19 protein-coding genes are annotated in these 26,048 nt (G+C 33.6%); 18 read left to right on the plus strand and 1 reads right to left on the minus strand.

Features of this window, described 5'->3' with window-relative positions:
- Nucleotides 1-8: 8 nt before the first annotated feature.
- Nucleotides 9-623: a TetR/AcrR family transcriptional regulator gene (locus RT412_RS08555; RefSeq protein ID WP_313340053.1), complete on the minus strand. Its 615-nt coding sequence runs from the start codon at nt 621-623 to the stop codon at nt 9-11.
- A gap of 228 nt (nt 624-851) precedes the next feature.
- On the opposite strand from RT412_RS08555, the gene RT412_RS08560 reads away from it, so the two are divergent.
- The 18 genes from RT412_RS08560 (at nt 852) to RT412_RS08645 (ending at nt 26,003) form a co-directional block, all read left to right on the plus strand.
- Nucleotides 852-1,076, plus strand: a complete 225-nt coding sequence (locus tag RT412_RS08560) for a DUF1659 domain-containing protein (protein WP_313340054.1) — start codon at nt 852-854, stop codon at nt 1,074-1,076.
- A gap of 35 nt (nt 1,077-1,111) precedes the next feature.
- A complete protein-coding gene (locus RT412_RS08565) occupies nt 1,112-1,321 on the plus strand; it encodes a DUF2922 domain-containing protein (RefSeq protein WP_313340055.1) in 210 nt (69 codons plus the stop codon).
- A gap of 366 nt (nt 1,322-1,687) precedes the next feature.
- Nucleotides 1,688-4,975: a DEAD/DEAH box helicase gene (locus RT412_RS08570; protein WP_313340056.1), complete on the plus strand. Its 3,288-nt coding sequence runs from the start codon at nt 1,688-1,690 to the stop codon at nt 4,973-4,975.
- 38 nt (nt 4,976-5,013) lie between these two features.
- A complete protein-coding gene (locus RT412_RS08575; RefSeq protein ID WP_313340058.1) occupies nt 5,014-8,199 on the plus strand; it encodes a reverse transcriptase domain-containing protein in 3,186 nt (1,061 codons plus the stop codon).
- A 112-nt stretch (nt 8,200-8,311) separates the two neighbouring features.
- Nucleotides 8,312-9,895 carry a restriction endonuclease subunit S gene (locus RT412_RS08580; RefSeq protein WP_313340060.1) on the plus strand — a complete coding sequence of 528 codons (1,584 nt, stop codon included), beginning with the start codon at nt 8,312-8,314 and terminating at the stop codon, nt 9,893-9,895.
- 10 nt (nt 9,896-9,905) lie between these two features.
- Complete coding sequence (locus tag RT412_RS08585; protein ID WP_313340061.1) at nt 9,906-11,387, plus strand: class I SAM-dependent DNA methyltransferase; 1,482 nt, start codon at nt 9,906-9,908, stop codon at nt 11,385-11,387.
- Nucleotides 11,377-12,618, plus strand: a complete 1,242-nt coding sequence (locus tag RT412_RS08590; RefSeq protein WP_313340063.1) for a restriction endonuclease subunit S — start codon at nt 11,377-11,379, stop codon at nt 12,616-12,618. The genes RT412_RS08585 and RT412_RS08590 overlap by 11 nt, the downstream gene beginning before the upstream one ends.
- Entirely contained in the window at nt 12,619-15,798 is a 3,180-nt protein-coding gene (locus RT412_RS08595) for a type I restriction endonuclease subunit R (RefSeq protein WP_313340064.1), read from the plus strand. It begins immediately after the preceding gene.
- A 10-nt stretch (nt 15,799-15,808) separates the two neighbouring features.
- Nucleotides 15,809-16,519: a hypothetical protein gene (locus RT412_RS08600; protein ID WP_313340066.1), complete on the plus strand. Its 711-nt coding sequence runs from the start codon at nt 15,809-15,811 to the stop codon at nt 16,517-16,519.
- 20 nt (nt 16,520-16,539) lie between these two features.
- Complete coding sequence (locus RT412_RS08605; protein WP_313340068.1) at nt 16,540-18,645, plus strand: Z1 domain-containing protein; 2,106 nt, start codon at nt 16,540-16,542, stop codon at nt 18,643-18,645.
- A gap of 20 nt (nt 18,646-18,665) precedes the next feature.
- Entirely contained in the window at nt 18,666-18,887 is a 222-nt protein-coding gene (locus RT412_RS08610) for a PC4/YdbC family ssDNA-binding protein (RefSeq protein ID WP_313340070.1), read from the plus strand.
- Nucleotides 18,888-19,394: 507 nt separating this feature from the next.
- Entirely contained in the window at nt 19,395-19,637 is a 243-nt protein-coding gene (locus tag RT412_RS08615) for a methionyl-tRNA formyltransferase (protein WP_313340072.1), read from the plus strand.
- A 174-nt stretch (nt 19,638-19,811) separates the two neighbouring features.
- The gene (locus tag RT412_RS08620) at nt 19,812-20,336 is read left to right on the plus strand and encodes a hypothetical protein (RefSeq protein ID WP_313340074.1); all 525 of its coding nucleotides are present in this window, start codon (nt 19,812-19,814) and stop codon (nt 20,334-20,336) included.
- Nucleotides 20,337-20,341: 5 nt separating this feature from the next.
- Nucleotides 20,342-21,037 (plus strand): hypothetical protein, encoded by a 696-nt coding sequence (locus RT412_RS08625; RefSeq protein ID WP_313340076.1) that lies wholly within the window; start codon nt 20,342-20,344, stop codon nt 21,035-21,037.
- Between the two features lie 238 nt (nt 21,038-21,275).
- Complete coding sequence (tcmP, locus tag RT412_RS08630) at nt 21,276-22,505, plus strand: three-Cys-motif partner protein TcmP (protein WP_313340077.1); 1,230 nt, start codon at nt 21,276-21,278, stop codon at nt 22,503-22,505.
- Nucleotides 22,502-23,275 carry a radical SAM protein gene (locus tag RT412_RS08635; protein WP_313340079.1) on the plus strand — a complete coding sequence of 258 codons (774 nt, stop codon included), beginning with the start codon at nt 22,502-22,504 and terminating at the stop codon, nt 23,273-23,275. Before tcmP ends, RT412_RS08635 begins: the two co-directional genes overlap by 4 nt.
- Before the next feature lie 116 nt (nt 23,276-23,391).
- The gene (locus RT412_RS08640; RefSeq protein WP_313370221.1) at nt 23,392-25,626 is read left to right on the plus strand and encodes a DEAD/DEAH box helicase; all 2,235 of its coding nucleotides are present in this window, start codon (nt 23,392-23,394) and stop codon (nt 25,624-25,626) included.
- Nucleotides 25,627-25,634: 8 nt separating this feature from the next.
- Nucleotides 25,635-26,003, plus strand: a complete 369-nt coding sequence (locus tag RT412_RS08645; protein ID WP_313340081.1) for an HIT family protein — start codon at nt 25,635-25,637, stop codon at nt 26,001-26,003.
- Nucleotides 26,004-26,048 lie beyond the last annotated feature (45 nt).

Here is a 26,048-nt window from a genome sequence, read left to right on the forward strand (position 1 = left end):
ATTCAGGACTATTTCAGCCCTAAAATTGAATCCCAACCGGCACTGTAAAATTTATTTAAAATTCGGACGTACTCAAGTGCCCGCTCCCTGGGCATATCATGTGCCACAGTTTCAAATATGCCGTAATAAAATGCACCGGAAAGAATGTGGTTCATATCATCATCAATGACCGGGATGTCATGACCCAAGCCGCGCATGGCATCTATGAACCTCTTTGTGTGTTCTATTTCGATTTCAAGCAGACTGTCAATATAGTACTCATATCCGGTTCCGGCAGAGTGACATACCACCAACTTGAATGCGTCAAAATGCAGGTATATATAGTTTATAAATTCATCTAAAGCATTGCTCGTATATTCGTGCATTTGTTCTTCCTTATATTCCGCAGGAAATGCCTCAAATTCACGCTGCACCGAAAGATACCAGTCCCGCAGATAATTCGCAGGCTCTGAAACAAGCGCACCAAACAAAGCAGCCTTGTCAGGATAATATCCGTATATAGCCCCGGTAGTAACCCCTGCCTTCTGGGCAATGCTGCGAAGGGATGCATTTTTATAGCCTTTTTCCAGAAACTCTGCTTTCCCGGCATCTAAGATGCGGTTTTGAGTAGATTCATCAACCATTTCTCCACCTCTTTAATGAAATATAACACTGTTATATAACAGTGTTATATCATGAGTGGGGGGTGGTTGTCAAGAGGAAATTCCAATGTCGATGATTGGGGAAAATCGGTTTTTAGGGCGCTTTCTCTTTCAATTACGGGTGCTAATGCATTAAACTACTGATGCTATCCATAGCTTGTCACATTTTTGCAGCTTGTGTGTATAATGGGCGCGAAGGGAGGTGATATTATGCCAGTAATCAAAATTCACAAGAACAGTAAAGTAAGGTTGGTGATGGACGCAGGTCTCGACGACAACGATAAGCAGATAACAAAATATAAGACTCTGGATAAAGCACGGTCAGGAGCTGAAGATCAGGCTTTGCTTGACATTGCAAAAAATATTGCATCTCTCCAAAAGCATTCTCTCAGAGATATTGTCAAGCAAGAAGAATATACGCTTATAGAGGAATAATATCAAAATGAATCTGAATGCAAGGGGGTGATGTTATGGCTACGATATTGACCATGTCGTTCAAATGTGTGGAAGGCGGTACCTTCACCTGCAATCTGGACGATCCATTGGATGATCTGACGGCAGTACAAGTCAGTACGGTAATGGATAATATAATTGCCGCAGACGCCTTTGATATAAAAGGTGGCCTGAAGGAAAAGGCATCCGCGGAAATCGTGATAATTACGACGAATAAGTTGTTTTAAATAAAATATAGGGGGGCGATAAGCCCCCAATTTCATTAAGTTAATATAAATAAATCAAAAAAGAACAGAGTATGTTAAAAAACGTACTCTGTCTTTTTTAAGTAAATTATCATAAAAAACAAGAACTTTTACAAAGGCTTGAAAAAATTGGCGAAGTCCCTTAGAAATAACGAATTTTTTACTTTCTATGGGTGGTAATAGTTTAAAACTTGAGATAATTAAGATATTATGTATTAATTTTAGGAATTTTGTCGGTAATAATTGTAAAAATAATCAAATTGTAGTATTATATTAAAAAGAAATCATAAATTTATAGCTTTGTAAATCATAACCAAACGTTGCCGTAAAAATGTATTGGAGGATAATATGACTATAACAAATGTATATAAGGAACTAATATCTCAGTTTGTTATGAAAAATAAGTTTAACAATGAAAAAACATTGTTATTTTTTCAAGGTTTTCCCGGGATATTTTATGAAACTTTAAATGATATGAGATATAAAAGATTGTCAAGTTATGATTTGAATAATAATCATTATTATTGTGATTGTTTAAAGATGAACAATAGGCTGGAACTAAATGCATTATTAAACTCTGATGGATTGCGATGGGCATACTACGAAGAATTGATATCTCTTACGGGAATTCTAAATGATTTTAATGTATATACAGGTCGAATAATAGTTGTCAAAAATAATTTATATAATGGCTATTTTCCAATTGATATAAATGCAGATGAAAAGAATATCATGGAAATTTTTGACGATGATTCAAATAAGGAAGATGTTATAACAAAATTCTATTCAGATGCTAAGGTCTATAACAGTAAGATATTTTTTTCATATATTAATAAGCATTATGATGTTGATTTAAATAAAAAGATAGAGGAAATCAATTTTTTTGAGGGTAATCAAAAAGTTTACAGAGAAAATATATTAGATGGAAATGTAGTGAATTTAAATGATTTGGAATATGAAAAATATAAACTTCTTAATGGATTAATACACGATGCAAAATACGTAATTAAAATGCCGGAGTCAAAAGAAATAAATAATATGCTTTTATGTTTAAATTCCTTTGGGGAACATTTTAATGTAAGTTTTATAATAGATAAATCTAAAAGAACATTGGAATATGAATTTGAAAATAAATACTTAAAATTATTCAAAACATATTGGGGTCAAGGTGCATGTTTTAGAGATATAACAATATATGAGGATCCTGCTACAAGTACTAAAACGGTTAATTTATCACAGGGTATTTTAATTTCTAAAGTAATAGAGCAGTCTATAAATGCAAAGGATGAGAAAACGTATTCGGATATGGTCATAACGGCTCCGACCGGAACTGGGAAATCTATATTTTTTCAAGTACCCTCAATATATTTGCATAAGGAGTATGGACTATTAACAATAGTAATTTCCCCGTTAATTGCTCTGATGAACGATCAAGTAAATGAAATTGAAGGACGTAATATTGACTTTGCAACATATATAAATTCTGAAATAACATTTGAAGAAAGACAAGATAGGATTATAGGAATAAAAAATGGCAAATATTCAATAGTATATTTATCTCCTGAATTACTGTTAGCAAATGATATAAGAAATATAATTGGAGATAGAAAAATAGGTCTATTTGTAATTGATGAAGCCCATTTGGTAACTTCTTGGGGTCGTGATTTTAGGGTGGATTATTGGTTCTTAGGAGAGTATATAGAAAAATTAAGGGTAGGAAGCAAGTATAATGATCCTATGAAATTTCCTGTTTTGTGCTTAACTGCAACTGCAGTCTTTGGTGGTAGAGATGATGTTGTAGGAGACTTGTTAAAGAGCATGAGTCTTGTATGTTCACAGGATAATATATACTTTGGAAGTGTTAGACGCGATAATGGTACACATTCAATTGAATTTAATATTAATGTTGCCGGAGAAAAGAAATCCAATACAAAAAAAGAGGATAAAATAGATTTGACGTGTAAGAAAATGATAGAGCTGATTGAATCAAATAAAAAATCCATAGTATATTTTCCTTACGTGTCTCAAATAGAAGATGTTTTTAAGAAGATCATAGAAATGAAACCAAGCTATAAAAGGTATATAGAGAAATACAGCGGAAGTGGGATGGACAAATACGAAAAAAATGAATCCTATAATAGATTTAAAAACAGTAGTTTATCAATAATGTTAGCTACAAAAGCATTTGGCATGGGAATTAATATTCCTGATGTTGAAGTAGTATATCACTATGCACCTACAGGAACTCTTGCTGATTATGTTCAAGAAATTGGGCGTGCCGCAAGGAAAATTGAAAGGGGTTATGCAATGATAGATTATCTTAAAAATGATATGAACTATGCATCTGTTTTGTGGGGCTTATCCGGGTTAAGGCATTATCAAATAAAGGCAATTATGAAAAAGTTGTATAATTTATATGTGCAGAAAAATAATAGAAATTTACTAATATCACCCGAAATATTCGGATATATTTTTGATAGCAAGAGTATTGATAATAAAGTAAAAAGTGGATTAATGCTACTGAGTTCAGATTTACTTGAAAAATATCATTTCAGAGTTATTAATGTCAGAGCTAAAAATATTTTTTCTATACATTATATCTGTATTCCAAGTGATACGGAAGATAATTTTTTAAAAGAATATGGTAGTTATTGCGAAGTTATGATGGATGATAAGCCGAGAATTACGGCAGGTTTTGGAAAAAGCTCTGAAGTTCATACATATAATATAGGCAAGATTTATGAAATCGATTTGAGTAAGGTATGGGAGAAAAAATTTGATGACATTACATTTGCTAATTTTAAGTATAAATTTTTCATGGGAGAATTATTCAGCTCTGCAGATGTTAAAATAGCACCAAGAATCAGATTAGAAATACATTATAATGAAAATTATGATATCGCAAAAAATAAATTATCAAAAATTGCGTCATCACTGCAAGCGGCATTTAACACCATTAAGAGAAAATATGGAGGAAGAGAGTTTAGTTTTGATGATTTTAGCATAAATTTGCAAAATTATTATAAAGAAAAAATAAAAAGAGAATATTTAATTTTATTATTAGATCTTTTTTGTTATGAAGGTGTTGGGTATGATGAAATCCCGACCGAACAGTGGAAGTTTATAGAAAAAAGGAGAAAATCAAACGAAACACATATTGAGAATTCGTACTGCTTTAGAACAAATAAATATGGGTTTGTTGAGCAAAGTATTAAAAGGTATTTAAAAAACAGTGAACCAAATAGTGATGATAGAAAAAGCTTTATCGCATACCTACCAATTCCAAAGAATGGACAACATTACAGCGAATTTCAATTAGTTGCATCCATGTTAGAGATGTTTGGACTTGCAACATATGAATTATCGGGAGGACGTAATTCGCAGATTTTTGTTAGAATTAATGATCCGTTAAAATTAAAAAGACTTTCGGAATCGGAAAAATATAAAAATATCTTGTTAACAGAGATCGAAGAGAGACACAAAAGAGCTGCAAAAATCGTAAATAACTTTATGTTGTTAGATAAAACAAATAACGAAAGATGGGATTTAATTGAGCATTATTTTTTGGGATATGATGAATTGATTAATTATGAATTAGAATTGGATGAGAGTGAAGCTGCACATGCAGAATCATAGTAAGAAAGCAAAAAGCAACATATTGGAGGATAGATAAAATGAATGATGATTTTGGGATGCTCGACAGAGTTAAAATTGCATATAAAAAATTAAAAGCTGCAGTTTATTTTGATAAAACATTACTTCCTTTGCGAGATAGATTGGTATCCTTTGAAACTTCCGACATTGAGGATAAATTAACTAAATTATCTGAAAATATTGATTGCGATGAAGAAGATTGGAATGTTTATGTAGACGAACTTCTTGAAAAAATTGATTTATTGGTATATCCTAAGAAACTTGTAGATGTTTCAAAAAATCAGATTATCTTTAATTCTGATAATGAACCAATTGAGTTAGAGAAGGCTCAATATTTTATTGACTTACCTATTGAAGCTCATATTCTTAGTATTTTATGGGTGATGAAGGTTGGTTCAACGCTCGAAAATTTTAGTGATGATGAAACACCGATAATGTATGAACATTCTTATGGAAATCGCTTGCGTAAATCATTGTTTAATCCGGAAACGCAAGATATTACATACTCACCAAGTCTTTTTGAGCCATATTTTTCACAATACGAAAATTGGCGTGATAAGGCACTGAAGTACGCTAAAGAAAGATTAGATGATAAACAGGATGCGATTATACTGACACTTGATCTGAAGAGCTTTTTTTATAGTGTGCATATTGCAGAAGATGATTTTGAAGAAATTATAAGATCTTTGGAAGAAAATGAAGCTTGGATAGTTCGTATACACCGTTTTATCTATCAGGTATTAAAAAAATATTCTGAACTTGTTAGAAAGGCAAGTAGTGATCCGGAATTGCAAATATCAGAGAGAACAATATTACCGATTGGATTTTATCCATCCAATATTATATCTAATTGGGTACTTACCCCCTTTGATTCTGCTATTGTACGAAGATTTAACCCGGTTTATTACGGAAGATATGTGGATGACATTATTATTGTAGATAAGGTTGAAAAAAATAGTCCGTTGAGGAAAAAGGCACAAGGTAGGTCTGATGAAAAACTTACAATAAAAAATGTGATTGATTACTATTTTCGTGCTTGTGCGTCAAATAGAATCGTACCTGAATACGGCGCTTGCAATCAAGAACTCTTTACTCCTGTACCCCAAAATGAATTAACGCCTAAAGAATTAGAAGTGTATAGGAGAGAAAATACAAACAAAAATGAAGAAACGGTTACGGTGTTTCGTATAAATCCAGAAATATTGTCATCAAATAATAAAACCAATATAAAATCTGATATTCGAATTCAGAATAGTAAAGTGAAGGTGTTCTATTTTCGTGAAGGAGCTACAAGAGCTCTTTTGGATTGCTTTAGAACTCAAATTGGTCAAAATGCAAGTGAATTTCGTCATCTTCCGGATATGGATGCTGTATTGGAAAGAAGTGATTATAGTGAAATATTTCAACTTAATAATACGGAAACTTTGCATAAATTGCGTGGAGTTTCCGGTGTATCAATAGATAAATTCTCTCTCTCCAAGTTTTTAGGTAAATACCGAAAAGTTGGAGGAATGATACGAGACAAGAAAGAAAATGCATTTGAAAAGGATTTGTTTGCTATTATGGATAACCGTACATTGATAGAAAACTATACTTTATGGGAACGGCTACTGGAAATTATGGTTGTCAATGACAGACTTGATAGTTACGAAAGACTTGTTAAGAATATTATCAAAGCTATAGATAATTTTCAAATTCCAGAATCTTTAGTTAAACAAGTAAAAAGTCATAGTAACAAATGGGCATTATTACTTACATTGAAATCTGCAATACATAGGACGTCAGCTCTATGTTGGGGAGAAAAAATTAATAAGGTTTTAGCGAATATTTCTGAGATTTTTTTAAAAAATCATCTGGAATTGTTTACAGATGCGAATGCCATAGAAGTATCTAATTATTTTGATGAAAAACGTAAATTATATTGTCTTAGTAAAATGGTAAATAAGTATGTGATTCCATTGCCAATTGGATGTATTAATGAGTCGGTTTTTAATGAAAAAAAATCCAACATTAGACTTTGTAAGTTTGATGACATATTAGAAAAGGTCAATGTTAATTGGGAATTGAATTATTATTATTTTCCTTACATGGTCACACCTCAAGAAATTTCGTTTGCATTGGCGTGTGATAACATTAAAAATAAAAAAGAAATAGTGGATCCACAAGCCCAATTAGAAAAAATAAAATATTTATATAAGAAGTTAAATTACCCAAATTTAGGTGAGAGCAAAGATGCTAATATAGACAAGATTGAAGCTAAATCTATTATGACATTAGATAAAAATAAGCATCATTATATACACGTTAAAAGTGAAGAATCAAAAACAATACGAGTAGCCATTGGAAATGCAAGATTATACGAAAATGACTTTAAAATGGCGCTTACGGGAAAGGCAAATAGATCTTATGAAAGATATAATCAGCTTTCTAGTCTTATAAAAACGTCTATAAAAGAAAAAGTAGAATTATTAGTTCTTCCCGAAAATTATCTTCCGTGGGAGTGGGTGCCGGATATTGCAAGATTATGTGCAAATAATCAAATGGCAATAATAACTGGAATAGAGCATATTGTTTCTCCTCGTGACGAAAGTGGAAGTCGTGGTGTATACAATTTAACTGCAGTCATACTTCCATATCGTGAAGACGAATATAATTTTGCACATGTTGTTTATCATCAAAAAGTACATTATTCTCCTGAGGAAAAACGTATGATTGAAGGATATAGATTTATAATAATGCCGGGAGATGGGTATCAACTTTTTCATTGGAGAGATTTATGGTTTTCTGTATATTGCTGCTATGAATTGGCTTCAATACATGAACGTGCATTATTCCAGTCATTTGCAGACCTCACGGTAGCTGTAGAGTGGAATAAAGATATTAATTATTTTAGCAGTATAATCGAATCTATGTGTAGAGATCTTCATTGTTATTGTATACAAGCTAATTCATCAGAATATGGAGATAGCCGTGTAATGGCTCCTACAAAATCTGAAACTCGTGATATAATAAAAACTAAGGGTGGAAAAAACAGCACGATTCTTGTGGACGAAATTGATATCTGTGCTTTGAGAGATTTTCAATATAAAGAGTATGAACTTCAGCGTCAGGATGGTCGGTTTAAGCCAACACCACCAAATTTTGAGACAAGCATTATTGAGCATAAGCAAAACAAAACACTTCTTAATTATTTGAGGAATCTTTAGTATATAGAAAGTATAAGGCATTAACATATAAACTATTATTATTTAGTATTGACATACTAAATAATAATAGTTTATAATTAAATTGTAATAAAGTGCAGAAAGGAGGATTAAGGTGAACAATACAATTGAAATAGCCTTAAATGAATTGTACCGCAGGCAGATTACTTCCAGGGAACAGCTACTTGGTGAAATGTTAAGAGTTAAAATGACAAGTAAGGCGATAAACGAAGAGCCGAAAATAAAACAAGATAAAGAGAAGTTGTTTCAAATTATGAAGAAAGCAACGGAAGAAGAACTTGGTTTTTTTCCAGCTGATAGAGATGACTTCTATGATATCTATGCTGCACTCGAAGAAATAGATTTGATTCAATTTACTTTAGATATTTACAAGAATGATAGGATGGGAATGGTTATTTCACCATATTATCTGACAACGTATATAAATGATAAGGTAAGGACGATAAATCCGAAAAATATTCTTATACCAGAAGCAGAGAAACATTTATCTGGATTGAAGGAGTTCGTTGATGAGTTTAAGGAACGCCCCATTACATTAACAACTCAGTACAACTTAATGAATAAATTTTTAAAATTTGCATTTCAGGACTATACAAATGTGAATGTAGTTTTTGAATCCATTTATTCAGAATGTCTTAGAGATATGAAATACGAATACATTTACACATTTCCCATATTTGGGTACAAGCCGGATGAGATAGGAAAAGCTTTCATGACAAAGGAGAGTGATGGAATAGCGATGGAAAATATGCTGACGCACTTAGCTGAAAATGGAACGTTAGACATCATTGTTCCTGCAAAAATAACCTTTGCAGCTCAAGGTTTTGAAAAGCTAAGATCATTTATTGCAGAGCATTACAATGTGAAAAACATCCTTATATTACCTGAGGGGACATTCAGACCATCAACTGCAATTAAGACATATTTCTTTTCAATAACCAATCGAGATGTTGAGAGAATTGAAGTTGGAACCCTTGAACTAGAAAAAGATAGGTTTGTACCAAATGGATTAAAATCAATAACAAAGCAAGAATTTCTTAGTCATGAGGATTGGCGAATTGAGCTCTTGTTGTCAGATGATGATGCCAATATCCAAAAATTCAAAAGTTCTAATCTTGAAAAAGTCAAACTCAAAGAAGTGACGGAAGTATTTAGAGGGAAGTCAATATTGAAAAAGGATACAACTGTTGGCAGTATAAGTATTTTAAACATTTCAAACATTGATAATGGTGAGATTGATTATTCTGTTATGGATACCATTGAAGAGGATGAACGAAAAATCAAGAGGTATGAACTTGAAGATGGTGATGTGGTGCTTTCTTGCAGAGGAACGGCCATAAAGACAGCAGTATTCAAAAAACAAAACAAGATAATTATTGCATCTGCAAATTTGATTGTTATTAGACCAAAAGGTAAAATTTTGGGTGATTATATTAAGATATTTTTTGAAAGCCCAATAGGTATGGCTATCATTAAGAGTTTCCAAAGAGGTACAACCATAATGAACATTAACCATTCAGATATTATGGAGATGGAAATACCAGTGTTGGAACTAAAAAAACAGTATGAAATGATAGATCTGTATTGCGAGGAATTTAAGAGCTATAAAGACAAGATTTATGAAGCAGAAATGAAGTGGAGTAGTGTAAAGGATCAAGTATACAATAAATTCATTTAGGAGGAGCATAATGGCAGTAAATTTAGATTTTGAAAATGATTTGTGGGCAATGGCAGATAAACTCAGAGGAAATATTCAACCTGGAGAATATAAGGATGTAGTCTTGGGGCTGATCTTTCTTAAATATATTTCAGATAGTTTCGAAGAAAAACATAACAAGTTGCTTGAAGAAGGCGATGGGTTTGAAGAAGATAGAGACGCTTATGCAGAGGACAATATTTTCTTTGTGCCTCCAAGTTCAAGATGGGATTTTATTAAGAAAAGTGCAAAACAGAGCACCATAGGTCAAATTATCGATGATGCGATGATCTCAATAGAAAGAGAAAATAAGAACCTGAAAGGTGTTCTCCCGAAAAACTATGCAAGACCGGAATTGGACAAAACAAAGCTTGGTGAGCTTGTTGACCTTTTTTCATTTAATCTTGGAAGTAAAGAAGCCAGGGCTCAGGATATTTTAGGACGTGTATATGAATATTTCTTAGGTAAATTTGGATCAAGTGAGGGCGAATACTATACACCACCGAGCATTGTTAAGATGCTGGTTGGGATGATTGAACCATTTGAGGGCAGAGTTTATGACCCATGCTGCGGTTCTGGTGGAATGTTTGTTCAATCGGCTAAGTTTGTTGAAGAACACCAAGGTAGAAAAGATGATATTCGTGTTTATGGGCAAGAATACACGGCAACTACATGGAGACTTTGCAAAATGAACCTTGCCATCAGAGGTATTGATGGAGATTTGGGAGAACGTGATGGAGATACCTTTGGAAATGATATGCATAAAACACTTAGGGCGGATTATATCCTAGCAAACCCACCGTTTAATGTTAGTGACTATACACTGGTTCAAGACGATGTACGCTGGAAATACGGTATCCCACCAGCAAATAACGCCAACTATGCTTGGATTGAACATATCATTAGCAAGCTTTCTCCTAAAGGTGTAGCTGGGTTTGTTTTAGCCAATGGTTCAATGAGTACTTCAACGAAAGCGGAGGCTGAAATTAGAAAAAATATACTTGAAGCTGGTCTTGTAGATTGTATAGTTACAATGCCTACAAACCTGTTTTATAACGTAACAATTCCAGTGTGTTTGTGGTTCTTGTCCAAGAAACGAGAAAATAGAAAGGACAAGGTGCTTTTTATTGATGGTAGAAAGATGGGAACCATGGTTACCAGAAAGCACAGAGAACTATCAGATGAAGAAATTAAAAAGGTTTGCGATACATATCATAATTGGAGAGATGGAAAAGAAGAGTATGAAGATATTCAAGGTTTCTGCAAATCAGCTAAAATTGAAGAAATCAGAGCGCGCGAGTATATCTTAACCCCAGGTAGATATGTCGGTATTGAAGAGGCTGAAGCAGATGATGAGCCATTTGAAGAGAAAATGGCAAGACTGACGGAAGAGCTGTCTGAAATGTTTGCTAAATCTCATCATTTGGAGAAAGAGATCAGGCAACGATTGGGGGCGGTTGGATATGAGTTCTAATGAGTGGAAAACAGTAGAATTAAAAGAGGTAATTGATTTCAATCCACGTGAAAGTTTGCCTAAAAATGAATTAGCTAAAAAAATAGCTATGGAAAAAATCAAGCCGTTTTCAAAGGTTATAGATGATTATGAGATTACAGAATTTAAAGGTGGAACAAAATTTAGAAATGGAGATACACTTTTAGCTAGAATAACACCTTGTCTCGAAAATGGGAAAACATCGCAAGTAACATTGCTTGGAGATAATGAAGTAGGTTTTGGATCTACAGAGTATATAGTAATGAGAAAAAAAACAGGTATTACGGATGATGATTATGTATTTTACTTAGCAATTAGTCCTAGTTTTCGAGAAGTAGCAATAAAGTCTATGGTAGGGTCTTCGGGTAGGCAACGTGTTCAACAAGACGAGTTAGAGAATTTAAAGATTAATTTACCCTTACTCCCAGAGCAAAAGGCTATAGCCGCAACCCTATCATGCCTCGATGATAAAATTGAACTCAATAATTGCATGAACAAAACTCTAGAAGAAATAGCACAGGCAATCTTTAAAAGTTGGTTTGTTGATTTTGAGCCCTTTCAAGATGGCGAGTTTGAAGAAAGCGAGTTAGGGCTGATTCCTAAGGGGTGGAGAGTAGTTAATGTTGACTCAGTTACTATTCACTCTTGTACTGGTGGTGATGCCATTCAAAAAACTCCGATGGTTGACTATAATACTGGAGTAAAATGTGTAAGAGTTGGTGATCTTTCTAATCAAAGAGGTATTGATGGTTGGGGATACTGTAAGGTTGATGATGATAACTTCAAGAAATATCAATTGAAAAAGAACGATATTATTGTAACTAGAACTGCTACATTAGGATTAAACCAAATTGTTGAAGAAGACTTAATGGCGGTATTTAATAATGGTTTGATTAGACTACGCCTAAGTGATGAAATTATACCAACTTTTTTCTATTATGTTATCAATACGGATAAATACAGAGAGTACATTGGAAGAATTGAAAGTGAATCGTCTACAAGACCTAACATGAAAATGAATTATTTGTTGAAATATCAATTTGTTTGCCCGCCTAAAGACATTCAACAAGAATTTTTACAAGTTGTTGAAGTAATAAGAGCCCAGCGGTTATGGCTTCAAAAACAGAATGTGACTTTAGTAAATACAAGAGATTCATTGCTCCCAAAACTAATGTCCGGCGAAATCAGAGTACCAATTGAGGAGGTGAAATAGATGGCAAAGAATACTTTTTATGAATCACAGCTTGAAGAGGCTGCTCTTGAATGGTTTGAAGAACTGGGATATGAACTCGCCTTTGGTCCAGATATTGCACCTGAGGGTGAATACCCTGAGCGTGAGGATTATAGTGATGTTATTCTGGCTGAAAGATTAAAAGATGCTCTAACGAGGATAAACCCCAAGATGCCAGCTTCAGCTATTAAAGATGCTTTTAGGCAAATAGCGATTCCACAAAGTCCAAGCTTAATTATGAACAATAAATCATTTCAAAAGATGATTACCGATGGTATTGATGTTCGGGTTAAGCAGGCAGATTCAAGCTATAGAACGGAAAAAGTCTATGTGTTTGACTATGAAAAGCCACTAAACAATGAGCTTATGGTAGCAAACCAATTCACTATTATAGAGCATGGAGTAGAAAAAAGACTGGACATTATTGTCTTTGTAAACGGGATTCCGTTGGTTGTTGTTGAGCTTAAAAGTGCTATTGATGAAAACGTGGATATAAGCGATGCGTATAACCAGCTTCAGACTTATAAAAGTGTGATACCATCACTCTTTACTTATAACTCTTTCATGGTAATAAGTGACGGCATTAATGCAAGAGCGGGTACGTTGACTTCTGATGAAGATCGATTTATGGCATGGAGAACAATTGATGGGGATGGTACTGCACCGGCTTCAATCCCACAGCTGGAAGTGTTTATAAAAGGTATGTTTCAGCGAGACCGTTTCTTAGACATTATCAAGCATTTTATTCTATTTCAGACAGATGGTAAAGATACCTTTAAAATTTTGGCTGGATATCACCAATATCATGCGGTCAATAAGGCTGTTGACAGTACAGAAAGAGCAACCAATGAAAAAGGAGATAGAAGGATTGGCGTTGTCTGGCATACTCAAGGCAGTGGTAAGAGTCTGTCTATGGTTTTCTATGCTGGAAAATTAGTTATAAATGAGGAGCTTGAAAACCCTACAATTGTCATTATCACTGATAGAAATGACCTTGATGATCAGCTATATAGCACTTTCTTAAAATCAAAGGATTTACTCAGATGCACACCGGTTCAGGCTGATGACAGAGACCATTTGAGAGAGCTTTTAAATAATCGTACAAGCGGTGGCATTATATTTACAACCATTCATAAATTTGCACCGACAGCTGATAAATTAAAAGAAGAAGTTTCGGAATACTTAGCTGCAGAGAGCAGTGTGCCATATACAGTTCCGGTACTGACAGATAGAAAAAATGTCATTGTAATAGCAGATGAGGCTCACCGAAGTCAATATGGCTTTGGTGCTGAAGTTGTAAAAGGTGATGACAAAGCAGATATAAAATATGGCTATGCAAAATACATGCGTGACAGCCTGCCGAATGCTTCGTACATTGGTTTTACGGGCACGCCGGTTGAACTTACGGATAAAAATACAAAGGCTGTATTTGGCGATTACATTGACATCTATGATATGACAAGAGCTGTCGATGATGGAACTACCGTTAAAATCTTCTATGAAAGCCGTATCGCGAAGCTTGAGCTTCCTGAAGAAATGAAGCCAAAAGTAGATACAGAATATGAAGAAATCACCGAGTATCAGGAATTAACAGAGAAAGAAAAGCTCAAAAGCAAGTGGGCGAGACTTGAAGTCATTGTCGGTGCAAAGGAGCGAGTGCAGCAGATTGCTCATGATATTGTTGAGCATTTTGAAAAGAGAGAACAGGCTCAGGTAGATGATGGAGGCAAAGGCATGATCGTCGCCATGAGTAGAAGAATTGCGGTTGATCTATATAATGAAATCATTAAGCTAAGACCGCAGTGGCACAGTGACGATGTAATGGCAGGAAAAATTAAGATTGTTATGACGGGCAGCTCTTCGGACCCTGCAAGCTGGCAAAAGCATGTAGGAACAAAGGCTACCAGAGAAACCCTTGCCAAGCGCATGAAGGACAAGAATGATGAGTTAAAACTTGTGATTGTACGTGACATGTGGCTCACAGGCTTTGATGTGCCAAGCATGCATACTATGTATATTGATAAGCCAATGAGTGGACATAACTTAATGCAAGCTATTGCAAGAGTTAACAGGGTGTTTAAGGATAAACAAGGTGGTCTTGTTGTCGATTATATTGGCATTGCTGAAAATCTTAAAGAAGCACTTAATCAGTATACTGAAAGTGATAAGAAGACGACCGGTGTCGATACTGAGCTTGCAGCACAGCTGCTACTTGAAAAGTATGATCTGATAAAGGAATTGCTTCATGGTCATGATTACGGCAAATTCTTCACAGGTAAGCCAAGTGAAAAGATGCAGGCGATTGTTGAAACAATGGACTACATTATTGGTCTTCGTGAAGAGCGTAAAAATGACTATATTAAGCTTGTGAATGAGATGGCAAGAGCATACTCGCTTTGTGCGACAACGGATATTGCTGAAAGATTTAATCTTGAAGTAGGCTTCCATAAGGCTGTCAAAGCAAGTATTGTTAAAATTATTAGTGAGGACAACAAGAAGAAAACGACAACTCAATTAGATAATGAGTTAAATCAGCTGATTTCTAAAGCAATCTCATCCAATGAAGTTGTTGATATTTTAGAATCAGTGGGTCTTTCTAAGCCCAATATAGCTATACTTTCCGATGAATTTCTTGAAGAAGTCAAAGGAATGAAACAGAAAAACTTAGCAGTAGAACTTCTCAATAGGCTGCTTAAAGGTAATATTAAGTCGTTTTCAAGGAGAAATCTTGTGCAGTCTAAAAAGTTTTCGGAATTACTTGAAGCTTCGATTAGGAAGTATCAGAACAGGGCTATTGAAACAACTCAAATCATCATGGAGCTCATTGAGCTTGCAAAAAAAATAAGCGAAGCTCAAAAGAGAGGTGAAAATACAGGGCTGACTCCGGATGAATTGGCTTTTTATGATGCTCTATCAGACAATGATTCAGCTAAAGAAATCTTGGGAGACGATATTCTTAAACAAATTGCAAGAGACCTTACAGTCTCTATTAAGAATAACATCAGTGTTGACTGGGCAATCCGTGATAGTGTCCAGGCAAAAATGAAAATGACGATTAAGCGGTTGCTTAAGAAGTATGGATATCCACCTGACAAAACTGCGAAAGCGGTGGATATTGTATTAGAGCAAACTAAGTTGATGTGCCAGAATGAAGTACGATAGGGGGATAGAGATGGAAAAATTAATATCATTTCTGAAAACTGAATTTCCTAAAGATGCATTAGAGATTCAAGAATGCATTGAGCTACTCAATCAATGCATTGGAGGTAGTGTTAAAAGCATAAAAGATGCTTTAGGAAGGGCATTTGATAATCGAGATTATACAAAAATGTCGAACATACAAGAGATGCTTAAAACAGTTGATCAAGTCCAAGAAAAATTAGAAGAGTATACGGAGCGTCTGCAATTAGACGAAGAAATTGAAGAAGACATTTTAAATGATGACAACTCAATCGATGAATTGAAAGAGCTTCCGGATTATGATTCCCTACGAGTAGATCAAAATATACCGTACACTTTGTATGATGATTATACATATAAAAGACCGGCTGGATTTGAAATTTTTGGTGTTCGTCAAGATGCAAAAGATTGGAAGGATGTATTTGTAAGCACATGTGAAGCATTAGCTAAGAAAGATAGAGCGACTTTTGAGACGTTTGTGAATGATAAAAACATGCAGGGAAGAAAAGTATCTTACTTTTGCAAGGATCCCAAAGGGATAAGAGCACCTAGAAAAGTGGATGGAACGGACGTATTTGTAATGACCAATATGAGTGCCAATCAAGTGCGTAACGTCGTTGAGCGAATGCTCAGAAAATATGGCATAAAGGTTAATGATTATAAGCTGTTTCTTAAAGCGGATTATACCGCGAGGCATGAATAATTTAGCATTGAGGTGAGTAAATGATATTTGATGGGATTTTTTATACTGAGAAAAGCAAAGAATATGATGAAAAACTAAAAAACTGTATTGAAGAGTCGCTAAAAAAACTAGAAGAAACCGTTGATACTCCATTGATGATGCTTGGTAGAATTCAAAGCGGAAAAACGAGAGCATTTATTGGTGTGATCTCATTAGCATTCGATAATGGGTACGACCTTTCGATTGTGTTAACGAAAAACTCTAAGGCTCTCGTAAAGCAAACGACTGCCAGAATGAATAGGGAGTTCAAGTCATTTATTGATAATGACCATTTAGGCGTATATGACGTTATGGTTATGCCTAATGAACTTTCTAAATATGAAATCAACAGAAAAATCATTTTAGTAGTCAAGAAACAGCATGAGAATTTGCCGGCTCTATTGAATTTTCTAAAAAGATATTCATTTGAAGGTAATAAAAAGTGCTTAATAATTGATGATGAGGCGGATTTTACATCAGTTGGATTTCAAAAAAATAAGGATGATGAAGAATTTGATCTGAGAAAAATAGCTTCACAGATTAATGAGTTAAGAGTGCGCTTGTCATATAAGTTCATTCAAGTAACTGCTACGCCATACTCGCTTTATCTTCAACCAGAAAGTGTCATAGTCAGAGGTGAACGAATAGAACCCATTAAGCCATTTGATACAGTATTAGTTCCATTTGGTGAAGGTTATGTTGGTGGAGGTTACTACTTTGATGACCATGTCAATCCTCATAGAGATTTATTGTTTTCTGAAATTGAATTTGATGAACTAGAAATACTTAAATCCAGTGATAGAAGAAGGTTGAAGGAAGAAGAAGCTCTTTATAGTAAAAAAATCATTGGACTTAGAAAATCAATTTTTAATTTTATCATTGGGGCATGTATTAGAATCATTCAAAATGGAGGCGAAGCGAAAGGTAGTAAAAATAAGTTTAGTTTCCTAGTTCATACCGAAACGAAAAAATCATCTCATTCTAGACAGTTTGATTTAATTGAAGAAATGGTTAATCAGATTGAAATTGAAGCAAGAAGAAAGAGTGATTTAATCGAAGAGTACATTAATCAATCCATACAAGAAATGATTACATCCGTTTCAGCACATGGCTTTAGTGTTCCAGGTATTCAAGAAATTAAAAACACTTTCTATATAGCTATTGAGGACGGTTGGATAAAAAGTGTATTAGTAAACTCGGAAAATCAGATAGATACATTGCTTGATGACAATGGGCAATTGAAATTGCGCGTGCCAATGACTATTTTTGTTGGTGGACAAATTCTTGATAGAGGAGTGACCATCGAAAATATGATTGGTTTCTACTATGGAAGGCGCCCTCAAAAAATGCAGCAGGATACGGTTTTGCAGCACTCAAGGATGTATGGATATAGAGACAAAAGAGATCTTGCAGTTACTAAGTTTTATACGACGGTAGATCTTTATGAACGTATGGCAAGAATTAATGAATTTGACTCAAGACTTCGAGTTGATATTGAGAACGGGAAGAATCAATCGGGTGTTGTTTTTCTTGCTATTGATGATGAAGATAAGGTGATTCCATGTAGTCCGCAAAAGATTTTACTTACAAAGACGAAAGTAATCCGATCGCATGAAAGGATATTGCCAGTTGGTTTTAAGAATAAACCGATAACTTATTCACGAAAATATATTTGGTATATAGATCGATTTATTAGTGATAAATGCAATGGGAATCTAAGAGGTGAATTTACAATCTCAAAGCAAGATGCACTGAAATTGATAAATAATGTGTATGAATGTCTTGATATTGAGAATCCATACACGGTAGACAAGCAGAGATTTATTGCTATTATAGATTATCTATCAAAGGAAAAAGTTCATATTGTTGCACGTGATAAAAGAAACATCAAAAAACATAGAAAATCAAGATATTATTCAGATATGCCTGATAACAGAGATGGGGATTTGAAACCAGCAAGAAATATGGCAAAAGAAGAGCCTGCAATTATAATGCTTAGACAAGAAGGCTTGAAAGAGAATGACTGGAGTGGTGCTCCGTTTTGGTGGCCTGTCATGGTTATTCAAGAGAATGCTGAAACATCAGTGTTTTCGTTAGGGCAGGAATAGTATGAAAAGGAGAATGCTTAATGGCTGAAATCAAATACGAGATAAAAGAAAATATTGGTGTTATTTCAGAATCGGCAAAAGGTTGGGCTAAGGAGCTTAATCTTGTAAGCTGGAATGATAAAGAACCCAAGTATGACTTGAGAGAGTGGGATCCTGCTCATGAAAAGATGGGTAAGGGTGTTACGCTGACTTATGAGGAAATCAAGAAGTTAAAAGACATATTAAATGCTATTGAATTGTAAATAATTCACCTAAATTAGTATATATTCACTCTGGAAGGACCAATCCTTGGAGGACCACCAACCAAACCCAGCTAAGGAAATAAAGGAGGGATGCCGTATGATGTTTAAAGGAATAAAACAAGCATTATCAAATGTTAAATTTGAAGGTGTCACTATCAACATTGGATTTATTGGACTGAACTTTACTGGGGGTTCTTCCTGAGTGAATATATTTCACGTGTTTTACAACAGATATTAGCAGCCGCGCATTATTATGTAAATAATTCTTGTAAAGCCAAGAAACTGTTGATTTGGGGGAGCAGATAAATTATGTGTATAATAAAAAGAGATGGCAAACAGTTGAGGAAAATTTAAGCAATAACATTTATTTAATTTACTTTTTCATCTCTTAAATATACTTATATTGACCTACTTTTTGATGAGACGTTGACCTAGGTTAGCACAAACATTTGGTTGTGGTATTTCGAAAATGCCTGTAAATACATAAATTAAAAGGAGATGATTTCATTGGCACAGATTGATTTAAGCAGTATTAAGAAACTTGAAAAACAACGTAATACAATTCATGAAAAAGTTCATACTACATATACCTTATTTGAAAAAAACGGAGAAAAGTTCATTCAATTTGACACATATGGTAAGACTGAACGTGAAAATCCTGAAAAGATTAGTCAATCGATTCAATTAGATGAAGAGACCGCACGTTTTATGGTCAAACTTCTTATTAAAGAGTTTAATTTAAATAATTAGACGTCATTTGAAAAAGTTTATTTTATCAATTAGTGCACTTTAGAGTCCAGCTGTTAAGTATGGATAAATAAATACGATAAAAACTTATTGTTGACAAACGAACAAATGTTCTATAAAATACTATTAAGAGGAATAATATGGCTATTGAAGACAAATATCTGGGAGGGAGTCAAGATGAATTTTACATTTAAATTATTCTTAACGTTTAATTCAACATCAACAATGCTTATTGTTTACTTGATAAAAGAGAGATATTATCTTCTGTTCTTAGAAAAGTTTCCAGTCTGGATTTCATATATTATTTTTCTTTTAATTCCTTTGTTACTAACTATAATAAGTTTATGGATGAAAAGGTTTTTGAGCCGAGATGACATAAATTGTGAGTTATTGAATGTTGAAGAAGCAAACAATGTATTTTTACCAAGTTATCTTGGTTACTTCTTTGTAGCACTTGGAGTTGAGTCAACGGAAACAATAATGTTTGTATATTTTATAGTTTTTATATTTACATATTTATCACAAACTTTGTATTATAACCCCTTGTTTTTATTGTTTGGTTACAAGTTTTATTATATAATGACAATAAATAATGTAAAGCTGTTTATTATAAGCAAAAAGGAAATTAATACAACTAAAGGCATTAAGTTTCCAAGGTTAAGACGAATTAACAACACTACATTCATTGATGAGGAGGAGTAAAGAACATGAATCATACAATTGCAAAAATAAGACAAAAAGGTACAGGCTTCAAATATCGTAAAATACTAACAGGAGAAACTTTGTATACTTTACCTGATGACCTTACAAATCATGTGGAATATAGTCCTACTCACAATCTAGATGAAGATTGTTGGTTTGGAATAGAGGATTTTTCACAAAAAGAATATTGTCTGGATATATTGCAGAAAGATTTCGTATCTGCTGAATATAGTACATGTCTAAGACATGAAGAAGCAGATAGAATTGATTTTATATTTTCATATCAAGATGACAATGCGTATTATTTCCAAAATATTACAAAAAGTCAGTTGCAGTACAATCGAAGATATATCAATCTTGGAGACAGATTTACATTCACATCGAATAGTCGTGACATAGCAATTAATTCAATACCCGATGCAATTTACATAAATAATGTAGACATATTATATTTTAAAAAACTGTCTTCAATATCAAAAATTTTTGTTGGAATTGATACTCTATATCGAGAGGCTACACAAGAAGAAACAGTTGAGTTTTTAGAAAATGAGTTTATAAGTTTACAAGAAGGATTTTCCGCTGAGAATGTTAAGCAAGCGAACAGAAAAAGAATTGCAATGGCAGTCGATGCGATTAATAGTTTTGATGATGCTCAGAGGACGATAGTGTTTGATTGTATAAGGGATTATTGTCTGACTTAATTGCTGAAAACGACTCTTTTAAAATTAGTAATGAGAAAGAACTTAAACTTTTGTTATATGGAATAGAACAGCGATTTTATACTACGCCTGATGGAAGAGAGAGAAGAATTGCTAATTCTGTAATTGTTATGGGATAACATAAAGATTAAACATTTGAAAATAGTAAATTAGATTGATATGAAAACATATTTTGAAAGGACATAATTCGGAATTCAGCTTAGATTGTAAGGAGAATTGTATGTCTAAAGATAATAAAGATTTTTTTAAAAGCAAAAATAGTTGGTCAGAAATTAAGGATCGATTACTTAGCTGCTATTTACCTCAATATTTTCAAAAGTTATTAATGACAAGAAAAGAAATATTTTATGTTGACTGTTTTGCAGGCAAAGGAAAATTTGATGATGGAAATGATGGCTCACCAATAATTGCATTAAAAATACGAGATGATTGCATAAAACGTTCTAAGGCAGAAAATGCTCGTATAAATACTTGTTTTATTGATTTGAATTATGCGGATGAATTAAAAGCAAATATTGCTGATTTTTGCGATAGTAGTGGATCATTAACAGTAATATCAGGCAAATATGAAGAAAAGATAGAACAAATTCTTTCGAATAAACGAGGAGCTAATATTTTTCTTTATATTGATCCATATGGAATTCGGGCATTAGATTCAAATTTATTTGATAAATTTGCGTCTTATGGTTTCTATAGTATTGAATTATTGATTAATATGAATTCTTTTGGCTTTTTTAGAGATGCTTGCCGTGTCATGCAAGTAGACTATAAAAATGATGAGGCATTAAATAGTCTTGAGGAAATTGTTGAGTATGATCCAACGTATATTAGCGTATCGCAACAATCTGAAGAATTATTAAGTAATATAGCTGGTGGAGATTATTGGAAAGACATTGTAATGGATTACAAGGCTAAGAAATTTGATGGGTATGAAGCTGAAAATCGTTTTTCAACAAAATATAAAGAACGATTAAGAGAAAAATACACATATGTATTAGATATGCCTATACGTTTAAAACCTGGTCAACGACCAAAATACAGAATGATTCATGTTAGTAACCATGAGCATGGATGTATTCTGATGGCTGATAATATGGCATCGCGTTCGGATGAGCTATTTATTGAAATTCAACGAGGAGGTCAACTGAGCTTGTTTGACCTTAATGTTGAGAATGAAATCATCAATATGGATGAAATACAAGATAAGATGCAGGTTTTTTTAGATAATTTTCCTCAAGGTATTGGAGCTGATAAATTATTAGCATGTTTTTTTACTGAGTATGGTGTTATCTGCAAAACAGGATTAATCAAGAAGATATGGAAAACCATGGAGGATAGCGGACTAATATCTGTTGACCGTAATCCAGCGCTTACGGAGAATAACAAACCAAGTCGCACATTTACTGAGAGCAAAAGGCAAAGCGTAATAATAAGGAGGGCTACAAAATGAATACCGTTAAAGGATATATAGAACGCAAATCTATGCTTTATAAAACAGGTGTGGAGTATGGAGATTACACTATGAACCATGTACTTGGATGCTCACATGGCTGCAAATATCCATGTTATGCTTTTCTTATGGCCAAGCGCTTTGGAAAGGTTTTGTCATACGAAGGGTGGTTAGAACCGTTTTTGGTTACTAATACCCTAGATCTACTTGATAAAGAAATTCCACGCTTGAAGTCGAAAATTAAGTCCGTACAGCTTTGCTTTACTACAGATCCTTTCATGTATGGCTACGATGAAATAAAGGAAATGAGTCTTGCAGCAATAAAAAAATTGAATGATGCTAATATTAAATGTACAGTTCTTACTAAGGGTGTGTTACCAATTGAATTATCTACCTTTTCAAAAGAAAATGAATACGGAATTACTCTTATTTCTTTAGATGAGGAATATCGAAAGAAAATAGAGCCTGGTTCAGCTACATATCAAGACAGATTATCATCATTACAAAAATTACATGATTCTGGATATAAGACTTGGGTAAGTGTTGAGCCCTATCCAACTCCAAATTTAATGGCTCAAGATATTTATTCAATACTTGAAACAATTTCATTTACAGATAAGATTATTTTTGGTCGTACTAATTATAGTAAAGAAATAACAGCATACTCCGATCATAAAGTTTTCTATAATGAAGAAGCGCAAAAAGTTATTGATTTCTGTCAAAATAGAGGCATTAAATATCATATAAAAAAAGGAACTATGGATAAATAAAAAATAAATATATTTTCAAACAGGATAATTTTTGCATTATAGACGGAAGTGGCAGAGGAACCGGACATACGGTAATGTATGCAAAATATAAAAAGATGCATGATGAAGGTGACAATATGAAAAAAAGTGAAATTCATTTATCCAGCGGAGCAGAAGACAAGTTCATAGAATTGTTTACCGATGTTTTCGGAATCGAAAATACTCAGTACATAGCAATACAGTATCCTTTTGTTGATATTTACGGCAATAATAGATTTATAGATTTTGCCTTTGAAAGTGAAGATATAAAAATAGCTGTAGAAATTGACGGTGAAATAGTTCATGATAAAAGGAAAATTTCCGATGAAAAATATTATGATGAGTTGATGCGTCAAAACAGTTTAATTTATGAAAACTGGAAGCTTTACCGATGGACTGACAAGCAATTGGCAAAGTCTTCTGATAGAGTTAAGGATGAGCTTGCTTTGTTTTTAGGCGAGTATCCGGTGTTTAAAGAGTTGCTGGATTTTTTACCTAAGCAAAAAGGTAAAATTATTGAACTAAAGGATCATCAAAAGGAAGCGTTGAATAGTTTGGCAAAGCTTAGAGAGGAAGGAAACTCCATAGCTTTGCTTTATCATGCTACCGGAACAGGCAAGACTGTAACAGCGGTTGCAGACGCAAAGACTGTGGGGAAAAAGACCTTGTTTCTTGCACATAGAAATGAACTTATAACTCAAGCTTATGATACATTCAGCGAGATGTGGTCGGAGGCTGATGTAAATATTTATGTCGCTGAATCAAGATATGGGGATGTAGTTTGCGGCAGCATTCAAAGTGTCAATGCTAATTTAAAACAGTTTGATCCGGAGGAATTTCATTATATAATAATAGATGAGGCTCATCACAGTGCGGCTGATTCATACAAAAAAATATTAGGTTATTTTAAGCCTGAATTTACTTTAGGACTTACAGCCACACCTGAAAGATCTGACGGAGAGCAAATACTTGATTTATTTAAAAATGTCGCTCATAAATTGGACTTGCTGACTGCGGTTGAAAAGGACGAATTGGTTCCTGTAAGATGTATCAGAATTAAAACAAATATAGATTTGACTCATGTAAGATTTAATGGAATTAAATATAACTTTCTTGATTTGGAAAACAAGATGTACATACCGGAAAGAAATAATCTTATAGTTGATACCTACATTAATTATATTAAAAACAAGAAGACTGTCATATTTTGTGTATCCGTTAAGCATGGTGAAGAAATTGCACGCTTATTGAAAGAAAAAGGCGTTTTTGCAGAATCGGTTTCAGGAAGCACAAATTCCAAGAAACGAAAAGAGATATTGAGCAATTATGAAAATGGCAGCATCAATGTTTTGTGTGCATGTGACTTATTGAATGAAGGCTGGGACAGTCCAAAAACAGAAGTCTTATTTATGGCAAGACCCACTATGTCTAAAACAATATATATGCAGCAGCTTGGAAGAGGTATGAGAAAGTCCGAGGATAAGGAATGTTTGACGGTGTTTGATTTTGTGGACAATGCTAACGTGTTTAACGAAGCACTATCAATGCACAGAATGTTCAATGAAAAGGAATACCGACCGGGAAGCTTTGTTTTGGCACCTAAAGCAAAGAAGAGGTTTGAGTTTGATTTGTGGAGAAGGGGTGAAAGACCACATTTATATTTGGATATACCTATTTATGAAACGGATTATGAAGAAATAAATATTTTTAACTGGAGAGATGAAGTGAAAAATATGATTTCTCAAAATGAATTTGTTCGCATGGTTTCAGTTCAAAATGAAACAATATCAAGGTATATCAATGAAGGTAAAATTATTCCTGACAGAGCAGTGGAAACCGGTTACAGAAACTTTAACTTTTTCTATGAAGATACAGTTAAAAATTACGCCAAAAAGTATAATTGGGATATAATAACTCCTGTTAATATGATGGAAAAATTCATGGAAATGGTTGAAAAGATGGACATGTCATATTCTTATAAGCCTGTTTTATTGTATGCAATGCTTGAAAATACAGATGAAAATGGGAAAGTATCAATTGAGGATCTAATTGATTATTTTATATGTTTTTATGAGGACAGAAGGAAGAAGGGTCTTATTGTTGAAAAGAAGAAATGTATATATCTAAGAACTGATTATACAAGAAATGAGGTAATGCAAAATGTTTTCAGCAATCCTTTTAAAAGGTTTGAAGATATGGGATTTATGAAACGCAGCAGGGATATTGAATATGTAGAGTTTAATAAAAATATATGGAATAAACTTACAAATGAAAAAATTAAGATTATAATCAGTTATTGCGATAAAGCTTTAAAAAAATATTATAATGAATAGGTGATAAATTGAGCTGTATATTTTGTAATACAGATAAAAATAGAATAATTTTAGAAAATGAAGATGCTTTTGTTATCTATGACGCGTTTCCGGTTAGTAAAGGTCATATGCTCATAATACCTAAAAAGCATATTGAAAACTATTTTGAAGTTGATGAAGAAATAAAATTAAAATTGTGGGAATTGGTTGATAAATGCAAGGAAATGGCTGACGAAAAATTTGCTCCTCAAGGCTACAATATTGGAATCAACTGTGGTATCGCAGCCGGGCAAACAGTAATGCATCTACATATTCACCTGATCCCAAGATACAGCGGTGATATGGAAAATCCAAGAGGCGGAGTGAGGGGAGTAATTCCGGATAAGCGTATTTATTGACGAAATTTATTGCAAATGTACTCCTTACATAATTCTGATTACTCT

It is taken from the genome of Sedimentibacter sp., from assembly GCF_032080165.1.
Taxonomy (GTDB): Bacteria; Bacillota; Clostridia; order Tissierellales; family Sedimentibacteraceae; genus Sedimentibacter.

What these genes read in the sequence shown, in the direction of transcription:
- RT412_RS08555 (WP_313340053.1), bottom strand. Translation starts at nt 623, where the DNA reads ATGGTTGATGAATCTACTCAAAACCGCATCTTAGATGCCGGGAAAGCA.
- RT412_RS08560 (WP_313340054.1), top strand. Translation starts at nt 852, where the DNA reads ATGCCAGTAATCAAAATTCACAAGAACAGTAAAGTAAGGTTGGTGATG.
- RT412_RS08565 (WP_313340055.1), top strand. Translation starts at nt 1,112, where the DNA reads ATGGCTACGATATTGACCATGTCGTTCAAATGTGTGGAAGGCGGTACC.
- RT412_RS08570 (WP_313340056.1), top strand. Translation starts at nt 1,688, where the DNA reads ATGACTATAACAAATGTATATAAGGAACTAATATCTCAGTTTGTTATG.
- RT412_RS08575 (WP_313340058.1), top strand. Translation starts at nt 5,014, where the DNA reads ATGAATGATGATTTTGGGATGCTCGACAGAGTTAAAATTGCATATAAA.
- RT412_RS08585 (WP_313340061.1), top strand. Translation starts at nt 9,906, where the DNA reads ATGGCAGTAAATTTAGATTTTGAAAATGATTTGTGGGCAATGGCAGAT.
- RT412_RS08590 (WP_313340063.1), top strand. Translation starts at nt 11,377, where the DNA reads ATGAGTTCTAATGAGTGGAAAACAGTAGAATTAAAAGAGGTAATTGAT.
- RT412_RS08595 (WP_313340064.1), top strand. Translation starts at nt 12,619, where the DNA reads ATGGCAAAGAATACTTTTTATGAATCACAGCTTGAAGAGGCTGCTCTT.
- RT412_RS08600 (WP_313340066.1), top strand. Translation starts at nt 15,809, where the DNA reads ATGGAAAAATTAATATCATTTCTGAAAACTGAATTTCCTAAAGATGCA.
- RT412_RS08605 (WP_313340068.1), top strand. Translation starts at nt 16,540, where the DNA reads ATGATATTTGATGGGATTTTTTATACTGAGAAAAGCAAAGAATATGAT.
- RT412_RS08610 (WP_313340070.1), top strand. Translation starts at nt 18,666, where the DNA reads ATGGCTGAAATCAAATACGAGATAAAAGAAAATATTGGTGTTATTTCA.
- RT412_RS08620 (WP_313340074.1), top strand. Translation starts at nt 19,812, where the DNA reads ATGAATTTTACATTTAAATTATTCTTAACGTTTAATTCAACATCAACA.
- RT412_RS08625 (WP_313340076.1), top strand. Translation starts at nt 20,342, where the DNA reads ATGAATCATACAATTGCAAAAATAAGACAAAAAGGTACAGGCTTCAAA.
- tcmP (WP_313340077.1), top strand. Translation starts at nt 21,276, where the DNA reads ATGTCTAAAGATAATAAAGATTTTTTTAAAAGCAAAAATAGTTGGTCA.
- RT412_RS08635 (WP_313340079.1), top strand. Translation starts at nt 22,502, where the DNA reads ATGAATACCGTTAAAGGATATATAGAACGCAAATCTATGCTTTATAAA.
- RT412_RS08640 (WP_313370221.1), top strand. Translation starts at nt 23,392, where the DNA reads ATGAAAAAAAGTGAAATTCATTTATCCAGCGGAGCAGAAGACAAGTTC.